At 40.8% G+C, this 4,426-nt stretch carries 6 protein-coding genes; all 6 read right to left on the bottom strand.

The window, feature by feature from the left end; genetic code table 11:
* Positions 1-52: 52 nt before the first annotated feature.
* A complete protein-coding gene (locus ABWY16_RS19980; protein WP_353906436.1) occupies positions 53-1,321 on the bottom strand; it encodes a PLP-dependent aminotransferase family protein in 1,269 nt (422 codons plus the stop codon).
* Between the two features lie 387 nt (positions 1,322-1,708).
* Complete coding sequence (locus tag ABWY16_RS19985; RefSeq protein WP_353906437.1) at positions 1,709-2,209, bottom strand: hypothetical protein; 501 nt, start codon at positions 2,207-2,209, stop codon at positions 1,709-1,711.
* Positions 2,206-2,769, bottom strand: a complete 564-nt coding sequence (locus tag ABWY16_RS19990; protein ID WP_353906438.1) for a C40 family peptidase — start codon at positions 2,767-2,769, stop codon at positions 2,206-2,208. The genes ABWY16_RS19985 and ABWY16_RS19990 overlap by 4 nt, the downstream gene beginning before the upstream one ends.
* Positions 2,688-3,083 carry a hypothetical protein gene (locus ABWY16_RS19995; RefSeq protein ID WP_353906439.1) on the bottom strand — a complete coding sequence of 132 codons (396 nt, stop codon included), beginning with the start codon at positions 3,081-3,083 and terminating at the stop codon, positions 2,688-2,690. Before ABWY16_RS19995 ends, ABWY16_RS19990 begins: the two co-directional genes overlap by 82 nt.
* A gap of 121 nt (positions 3,084-3,204) precedes the next feature.
* The gene (locus tag ABWY16_RS20000) at positions 3,205-3,858 is read right to left on the bottom strand and encodes a DUF6266 family protein (protein ID WP_353906440.1); all 654 of its coding nucleotides are present in this window, start codon (positions 3,856-3,858) and stop codon (positions 3,205-3,207) included.
* Between the two features lie 300 nt (positions 3,859-4,158).
* Positions 4,159-4,426: hypothetical protein (locus tag ABWY16_RS20005; protein WP_353906441.1), on the bottom strand; the 268-nt coding region annotated here is incomplete at its 5' end.

The following is a 4,426-nucleotide window of genomic DNA, read 5'->3' on the forward strand; positions in this document are numbered from 1 at the left end:
TGAAAAAATCTGGTTAGTTTATTATTGCATCCAGATGATCAAGCACGCGTTCTTAATCTTCCGAACCGATAATCAATTTGTCAGCACATTTATTTAAAGTTTTAATGATATTCAAATTCTCGGTCTTCTCAGCATATTTCCCTATACCTATGATTATACCCTTTTTAAAATTGGGTGGAAGATCATAGGCTGCAGAATCAACCACATCTATTTTTTCATCCGCTAACAAAGCAATTGCATTTTCCCTGAACAATCCTTTCAAAGGCTCCAGGTATATAGCATACCCATTACTGAACCTGATGCCCCTGGATTTCCACTTCCCGTCAGTTAGTAACTCATTTACAACCTCATTTTTACTTGATGTCATAATTTCTTCTACTTTGAGCTCTTTTTTGCCGAGTTGACCTCCCGCACACATATCTAGCATTGCAAAGCCAAGTTCTGGTGCAATTTCAGCTCCACTTGTCACAAATGCGCGCTGCAGCTCCCGTATTGTCTTTTTGGAAGACGCAACAATCTTAAGTCTTTGCAGTTCCTGATCGTAAATACTAAAAGATCTGACCAGCAGCAGAAAGTCCTTACTGCAGGGAAAGAATTCTTTGAGGAACCGTGTGCTAAGACCTTTGTCAGGATAATTATATTCAATCACGATTCTGAATCCATGTTGCTTCTGCAGCAGGAGCATTCTCTCAATTCTTTCCGGTGCCGCAAAATAATCAGGACGTACTGGTGATGTAAGATCAAGATATAGGATTTGAACATTGAATTTTTTGCAGAGCCTGTCCAGATCTTCCACATTTATCCCTTTATCATCTGACAATACAAATTCTACATCCCTCTTTGCATCCCGGATTTTCGCCCTGATTTCCTGCAAAGAACCCCGGGGCATTACCCATTTTCCACGCAGCGACATAAACTTTCTGCAAATAGAAAATATCAACGTGTTCCGGTGTGGCACCAATTCCACCTCTTCTTTCCCAAATGAAGTGCCTGTGCTTTCTGTTACCAATTCTGCACAGACATCCAGTAATCCATTGATCGCCGATGGCCGACTGAGATTTGGTTGCAATGATTTATATAGCTCTTTCTGGTTGTTCAAAAATTTGGCGAAACCAATAGACTGGGTACGCGAGTCTTCAAAATCTATGCGATTAAGTAAAATCCTTAAGTCATTTACTTTTGCAAGTTCCTTTTTCGCCTCTTGTATCCAGGTTTTTTGGGGCGGTTCCGAAACTATTCTCGAACCTCCAGCACCATTGGTCTCTACAATACCCATGTCCTTCAACCTTGCTATCATCAGTTTAACTCCGCTACTGCTCATTTCCGTGCACTTAACCAACTCAGTTTGCCTGGGAAGAAAAGTGCCGTACGGTATCGATTTATCAATACACACAGCATGAAAAACACCCTCCGCAAGCACTTTATGTAAAGGTTCTTTGCCACAATATTCTTTCTTAAGCGTTTTAATTAACAAAACAACAATATCAATCATAATCTAAACTAATACTACAAATATACAGGCAAAGTGTCAAAATTATCCAGCAAACAGCAGGTATTTTACATCATCGACAATTCATAGGGTAAATTGATAATTTTAAAAAAAACCTATTAAATCATTTTAGCAATGTCATTTCCAAGCATTTATATCCGTCATTTTGACGTTTCGCATTTTATCATATGAAATCTTCAGGTGGAAAAATAAAATTTTTTACAGCAATTTTTTAACCTTAATAATTACGAACACACTGATTGCAAGCACAAGTATTACCACTATAACGCTTTTTATATTGAAATAATTTATCCTCGAGAACTTATTTTTTGAAGCGGAAACAGTAGACTTATCTTCCAACTGCTGAACAGATGTCTGTCTGGAATTCTCCTCTGTGTTTAAACTTATCTTCGAGTCACTTTTTATGTGCCGGTTCCCACGCATTAAGACGCTATCGAACTCACCGGCAAAGCCTTCACCCTGTATGAATTTCAATTGACCTTTTGGCCAGAACCTGATTGTATAGTCAGCCTGGATCTCATCTTTCCGCAGGCTGGTCTGCTGACCCCTGCTTTTTGAATCAGACTCAGCAGCAGTTTTAACAACAGACTTCAGCTTTGCATTTTGCGAAGCTTCTTCCGTAGTTTTGCCCGTACTTTTTAAAAGAGCACACCCTTCCACAGCCAATACTATTGGCAGCAGATAATCTAGTTTTTTCATCTTATTTTCCTCCTTTCTGTTATCCAGTCGGCAATACTGTGGATGGTTCTCAAATGCCTTACCCTACGGTAAACACCGTCACCTTCCCTTGCGCCCGGTACGTTTGTATTTCCTTCTATTGTAAAAACGTAACTCCCCTTTTGGCTGGCAACCAGCCCCACATGAGCAATCCTTTTGTATTCAGGGAAATAGATGCCCACAACATTGCCCGGCAGGGCTGATCTTGCAAGTCTGTTTTTCGGAAAAAGATCGGGCGACCAGGCAGTTCTTGGTTGGGGAAAACCGGCTTTGGCGTATACCCATGACACGAATGCTGCACACCAGGGCTGCCCCTTCTTTAGCTTAACAACCGAGAGGTAGACTTCAACTTTCGGCCCGTCATTATGCCCGGTCAGCTCTCTTGTTCCCAGTTCGCCACTTGCAATCTCAGTAATTGTAAATCGTGAAGGATTACGGGGTGTATGTTTTAAGATCCTGATCAGCAGATCGCGTCGATACAGGCTATTGCTGCTAATAAAAATAAAGCAAAGGATGCCCAGAAAAAGCTTAATTGTTGCCATGATGTGAGGTAGTTAAATTTGTTAATCATTTTATTTATTTCAGGTAGACCTGCCATGGTCCAGAAGTGCCGGAGTAACCACCAGCACAATCCTACGACGAGCAGAAAGGTAATGAGGCCCAGTACGATCAGGAGCCAGGTATTTTGTTCAACATATCCTGCGGTAGGGTCATTGCTGTGGAACCAAACCGGGAAAATAATCCAGATGAGCCACAGTATAACAAAGAGATGTTTGGGATCAAACTTCAGGTTCATACCCTGAAGCAGCTGCGGAAATTTAAGGTACAGTGGTACCTTCAAAACTTTAGTGTTCATAGCGTTAGTTTTTAAGTAAATATTTGGGTTAATTTAAGTTCGCTTCAAAGATGCCCGGCAGCCCTCATAAAACTGCCAGGCGATCTTTTGCTAACTAATTATAGCACAGACTAATAAGCAATTAAGCAGTGATCACAAAACCACTGATGTACTCAGATGTTGAGGCCTTCGTTCCTTCTGCCGATACAAACATCAGCCAGGCATGCAAAGGCCCACCCGCAAACAAGCGCGGTATGGTGGAGGTTATTTTATAATCTCCCCTCGTAAAGACATCGTTGTAGTAAATACGATTATGTAAAGGATCATACACTACTAACATTACTTTATCGAGATCGCGTTCCGCTTTTTCTGCCGGATCAATATCTGCCGGATCCCAGGTCACAGTAAAATCACCGTCGGCAGCCATAACCAGCTGCAAAGTGTTTGAACTTTCAAGCCTGCCTTTGCTCAACTTCACATTTGGAAAGTCGATTTTGTAATTTGGTGCGATACCTGTTACGGCATTATCAATGTTGTATTGCACCGCAGCTGCAAATGGCAGCAATTCATCGGCATTGTCCTGAAATCCTAAGTCGGTGAACTTTTTGAAGTTCCCAACAAAGCTGGTTACCAAACCAAACTTAGTTCGCTGATTGATTTGTTTAACCTTTGGTGGTTTGCTTGTTGGTTCAGATTTGATTTTTACGATTGTGTAGCCTTTTACACCTTTTTGTGCGACTACGGGTCCTACCTTACCTCTTGTTCCGGCCAGGAGCCCATTAAATGATTTTCCCATTTTAATAAAATTTAATTTGTTAATGAATTTGTTAATTCAAGTTGTCTGCTACCGGTAGTTTAAACTTGTTGAACAAATGTAAATGCGAATTTCATAACTTCCTAATATTTAGGCACCTATGTCCGCTCAAGTCCATCGTTGTCCTTCAAAGTCCACTCTTAAATGGGTTGTTTCATTCCAAAAAAGGTTGTAAGTTAAATACGGCAACCTTTTTTGGAGTGAGACAAACTTACTTTGAAGAAAAAAAAAGCCTTTGATCTCTCAAAGGCTTATCTCTTAAACTCCAATTACATTAACCGGTTACTCAAACTTTACTATTTGAATCCAGCGCTTACGGGAATCCTGTTCATATACACCAGGAGTAATGAAAGCTCCGATAATGCAGGACGGATTCATTGTTTTACGAACCACCTCCTGCCATCCGGTTTTGCCTGCGATCATAAATTTCAGGGACATCTTAGCCAGGCAAAGGCAGCCTGCAGGCACTTTAAAATCAAAGTTTTGTACTTCTACGGTACCCATGTCTTTTGTAAACTCCATGGTTTTCTTTTCTGCCTTGCCTAACATC

Source organism: Pedobacter sp., assembly GCF_040513095.1.
In the GTDB taxonomy this organism is placed as follows: domain Bacteria; phylum Bacteroidota; class Bacteroidia; order Sphingobacteriales; family Sphingobacteriaceae; genus Pedobacter.

Coding starts and splice junctions, on each gene's coding strand:
- ABWY16_RS19980 (WP_353906436.1), bottom strand. CDS start 1,321: ATGAGCAGTAGCGGAGTTAAACTGATGATAGCAAGGTTGAAGGACATG.
- ABWY16_RS19985 (WP_353906437.1), bottom strand. CDS start 2,209: ATGAAAAAACTAGATTATCTGCTGCCAATAGTATTGGCTGTGGAAGGG.
- ABWY16_RS19990 (WP_353906438.1), bottom strand. CDS start 2,769: ATGGCAACAATTAAGCTTTTTCTGGGCATCCTTTGCTTTATTTTTATT.
- ABWY16_RS19995 (WP_353906439.1), bottom strand. CDS start 3,083: ATGAACACTAAAGTTTTGAAGGTACCACTGTACCTTAAATTTCCGCAG.
- ABWY16_RS20000 (WP_353906440.1), bottom strand. CDS start 3,858: ATGGGAAAATCATTTAATGGGCTCCTGGCCGGAACAAGAGGTAAGGTA.